Origin of the sequence: Prosthecobacter sp., assembly GCF_044378005.1 — a bacterium.
Taxonomy (GTDB): domain Bacteria; phylum Verrucomicrobiota; class Verrucomicrobiia; order Verrucomicrobiales; family Verrucomicrobiaceae; genus Prosthecobacter.
In genome coordinates, this window is the sequence record NZ_JBILYB010000279.1 from 1 (window position 1) to 3773 (window position 3773).

General features: G+C 60.7%; 4 protein-coding genes. 3 read left to right on the forward strand and 1 reads right to left on the reverse strand.

Features of this window, described 5'->3' with window-relative positions:
* A partial coding sequence (locus tag AC6FTP_RS26025; protein WP_497209813.1) for a TonB-dependent receptor occupies positions 1–1074 on the reverse strand: 1074 nt, incomplete at its 3' end.
* Positions 1075–1760: 686 nt separating this feature from the next.
* Here AC6FTP_RS26025 and AC6FTP_RS26030 point away from each other — a divergent pair.
* The 3 genes from AC6FTP_RS26030 to AC6FTP_RS26040 all read left to right on the forward strand — a co-directional run bounded on the left by AC6FTP_RS26030 (position 1761) and on the right by AC6FTP_RS26040 (position 3504).
* Positions 1761–1997: a type II toxin-antitoxin system ParD family antitoxin gene (locus AC6FTP_RS26030; protein ID WP_497209814.1), complete on the forward strand. Its 237-nt coding sequence runs from the start codon at positions 1761–1763 to the stop codon at positions 1995–1997.
* Positions 1994–2326, forward strand: coding sequence for a type II toxin-antitoxin system RelE/ParE family toxin (locus tag AC6FTP_RS26035; protein WP_497209815.1), 333 nt, complete (start codon positions 1994–1996; stop codon positions 2324–2326). Before AC6FTP_RS26030 ends, AC6FTP_RS26035 begins: the two co-directional genes overlap by 4 nt.
* A 218-nt stretch (positions 2327–2544) precedes the next feature.
* Positions 2545–3504, forward strand: coding sequence for an HNH endonuclease (locus AC6FTP_RS26040; RefSeq protein WP_497209816.1), 960 nt, complete (start codon positions 2545–2547; stop codon positions 3502–3504).
* Positions 3505–3773: the final 269 nt, after the last annotated feature.

Consider the following 3773-nt stretch of genomic DNA (forward strand, 5'->3'; position numbering starts at 1 on the left):
TTGATCGATGTCGAGGACCTGGGCGCTGTCGTTGTAGCGGGTGATGTTTTGATCCTGGAACCAGGCACCGGCGGTGAGGGTCCAGTCTTCCAGCACTTTGACCGTGCTTTGATACTCCAGCCAGTCGGAGCGGGAGCTGACGCGGTTGTTGGTTTGGAAGAATCCGGTGAAGCCGGTCGCCACCTGGCGGAACTGGGAATGGGAGAAGGTCAGCGTCTGCCGCCAGTTCTCCGTGGTGTCCCAGATGAGCCTTGGCGAGATGCTCCAAAACTCGGTGAGCAGATGATTGTCCGAATCATTCGCCGCTGTGCTGCCGGGCACGCCGACATCCGCCGTGTAGTAGCGCAGGTCGAGATCGAAACGCAGATCCTCGGCGATCTGGTAGCCGATCTTCCCCGCAGCGTTCGACTGCTGATACTGGCTGTTGATGCGCTGGCCCTGGATGTCCGTTCGGCTGGCTTCGAAGCCCCAGTCCAGATCTCCGGCGGCACCGAGAGTGCTGATACCTTCACGAAAGGTGCCGTAGCTCCCTGCCTCGAAGAAGGCCGTCGTCTCCGGCTTCTCCAAACCACGACCGCTGCGGGTGATGACATTGATGACACCGCCCATGGTGCGTCCGCCATAAAGGCTGGCCGCAGGTCCGCGCAGGACTTCCACACGCTCCACGTTGTCGAGCGCCATGGTTTCGAGATTGAAGGAGCCTGCCAGATTGTAGGGCATCGGGCGTCCGTCGATGAGCAGCATGGTGTCCTTTGTGGCGGTGCCGCGCGTGAGCACGGTGGCGACATTGCCGGTGACGCCGGGATTGATCACCGTCATGCCGGGCACGAGGCGCAGGGCATCGGCCAGCAGGCGGTACTGTTCTTGTTCGATCTTTGCGCGGTCGATGACCGTGATCGATGAGGCGGTTTTATCTGCTTCCGTTTCCGTCTTCGTGGCGGTGATCACCGTCGCAGGCAGTTCCTGCACGGGTTTGTCTTTCGGGGTGTCCGCACCATGCAGCCATCCGCTGCTGATGAGGGTGAGGCCTGCCAGGCGGAATGCCGGGCACAGGCTTGTCTTGTTCTGTGTCATGGGTGTCTTGCTTGTTCTATGGCAAGAACGAGGCACCATGCCGACTCGCTGCTCCTCGGCTGGAGCAGGCATGGCATGGAGATTCGATCTCACGCTTCATTGTTGCGATGAAGTATGGTTTCCCACCGGCCTCCACTGGGAGCGGCGGGAGTGAGCATTTCGAAGCGAGATATTCGGACTCCGGGTTTGTGCATGAAGACTCATGCGCCCATCTCTCTCGCCTTCACCCGGAGTTGCCCCCAGATTGACTTTGCCCGCCGGACATCACTGACCGGCGCGTTGTGAGATGGTGACCCGATACCGCAGCGCCACTGTGACCGGTTCTCACGGTCTTCCCTGCATCTACGAAACGGCTGCCAGCGCCGCTCATCACGGCCCTGGACGAATAAAGAAAACGCCCCGCATCGCGGCGCGCCATGCGGGGCTGATAGCCGCCCGAAGTCGGAGATGCAAGCTGGGAAGTGCCAGACTCTCCATGACTCCTCATTCTGCACCGCCGAGATGAAAAGAACGTGGAACAGGTTTGCAACCTGTCGGCTCCCGTCTCTGGCGAAGCCGTCTCCCAGTCTTCAACTTCACCTCCCGCAGTGCATCCTAACAATGCCACGATGCCTGTCCTGCCTGAAGTTCGTGAAGGGCCGGGAATCTGATCTCGACAACAACCCGCTTGTTCATATCCTCAGGTTATGACCATCGCTCTACCTCCTGCACTCACCCAGCTTGTCGAAAGACTCCTGCACACAGGCCGCTATGCCGATGAAGGAGACGTGGTGCGCGAGGCGTTGCGCGTGCTTGAGCATCAGGAGTTCGATGAATCACCCGCCCTGGAGGCCGCCTTGCTGGAGGGAGTGCGTTCCCCGCACGTCCCTTACGATGCCACGGTGCTCGACCGCATCCGCCGAAACGCCAAAGCCCAGGCATGAGCTTGCCCATCTCCATCTCCGCCCGGGCCGAGCAGGACATGACCCTGCAATACCGCTGGTATCTGGAAAATGCGGACGAAGAAGTCGCTGAGCGATATTTGATCGCCGTGCATGAAACAATCCATACCGTGGCAGGAAAACCAGACTTGGGCAGGCCGCGACACTTCACCGCGCCTGAGCTGGCTCACATTCGCAGCATACAAGTCCGCCAGCCGTTTGACCGTCACTTGCTGTTCTACTGGGATGGCAGCTCCGTCCGAATCGAGCGTGTCGTGCATGGCTCCAGAGATTTGCCAAAGCGCTTGCTGGAAGAACCCGGTCAGCCCTGAGCGAAGGAGTCACCCGGCTCATCATCTGGGAGAGCGACTGCGCCGCGAGACGCGCCTTGCGCGGAGACTTTGAGGCTTGGAGCTCCAAGTCTCGCGACGAAGCCGCTCTCCGCGCGCAGCGCGTCTCAAAGTCTTCTGCCTGGCTGTCTCCTAGTCTTCAACTCCACCTCTCCCAGCTGACCGCTTGCGGCAAAGCCTGCTCTTGATACCCTCCGCCCATGCCTTCGGACCCCAGCACCTTCGAGCAAGCCGTCGAAGCTCTCTACCATCTCAATGTCGGAGTCATCGGAACAGGGGCGGAGCGTCATGAGCGTCCGCACAAGCCGTTGCTCCTGCTCGCCGTGCTGGATCTCATCGCCGAAGGCCGGGCCACGCCGGACCGCATCCCGTGGAGTCAGGAGTTGCGGCAGCGTTTCACCCGTTACTTCCAGCTGGTCCGAAAGAGCAATGATCAGGACGCCCCGGAGAATCCCTTCTACTACCTCAGGAATGAAGGCTGGTGGCTGCCCGTCAAGATCGGCGCAAATGGCCCTCAGCCTTTAGAGGCAGCGCCTCTCGTTCGTGACGGAGCCCAGGGACAAGTCTTCGCCCGCATCGAGTCTCCCATCGCCGCCTGGCTTCTTTCCCCCACCGACCGCCTCCGCCTGCGCGAGGCCCTCATCGCCCGCTTCTTTCCCCAGGCCCGGGCCGCGCTTTCCCTGCTGTTTCAGGAAACCGGCGTTCAGGACCTGGCTCCCCCGCTCCCGGAAAGTGCAGACGACGATGCCGAGCCCAAGCCCGGACGCTCCGCCGGATTCCGTCGCACCATCCTGGAGATCTACGATTATCAATGCGCCGCCTGCGGTCTCCGCATCCGCCTCCGGGAAATGAACGACCTCACCTTCGTCGATGCCGCGCACCTCATTCCATTCAGGGAGGAGCCACCGTTAGGCGGCAACGATCACCCCAGCAACGGCATGGCCCTGTGCAAGATTCATCACTGGGCCATGGACCACCGCGTCATCGCCCCTTCTCCAGACGGAGACTGGCGTGTCTCCCGCTTCCTGGAAGCCCGCCGATCCCTCGGCGAATCCGAACTCCGCGCCCTCTCCGGCAAACCCATCCTCCTGCCGCATGACGAGGCCTTTCTTCCTTCCAAGGAAGCCCTGGCTTGGCGGCTGGAAAGACTCGCGGCTTGAGACCTCCCTGCACTTCACACCGCGGAGTTTGGAAGGCCGCAGAGAAAGGTCTTTGGCACCGTGCCTCGTCCGCAACCCCATCACCGAATAGCCTGCCGCCCAAAGTCAAGCAGCAGGGCTATGGCACCTCGATTGACGGATACATTGAAACGTCTGCTCAGGGAATAAAGAATAGTTGGACTTCGTGCTGACAATCTTAGTACCGATCAAACTCATCCAACGATAAATCTGAAGTTTTAGCGTTGCCGTCTGGCACGGCGTGAAGAGTA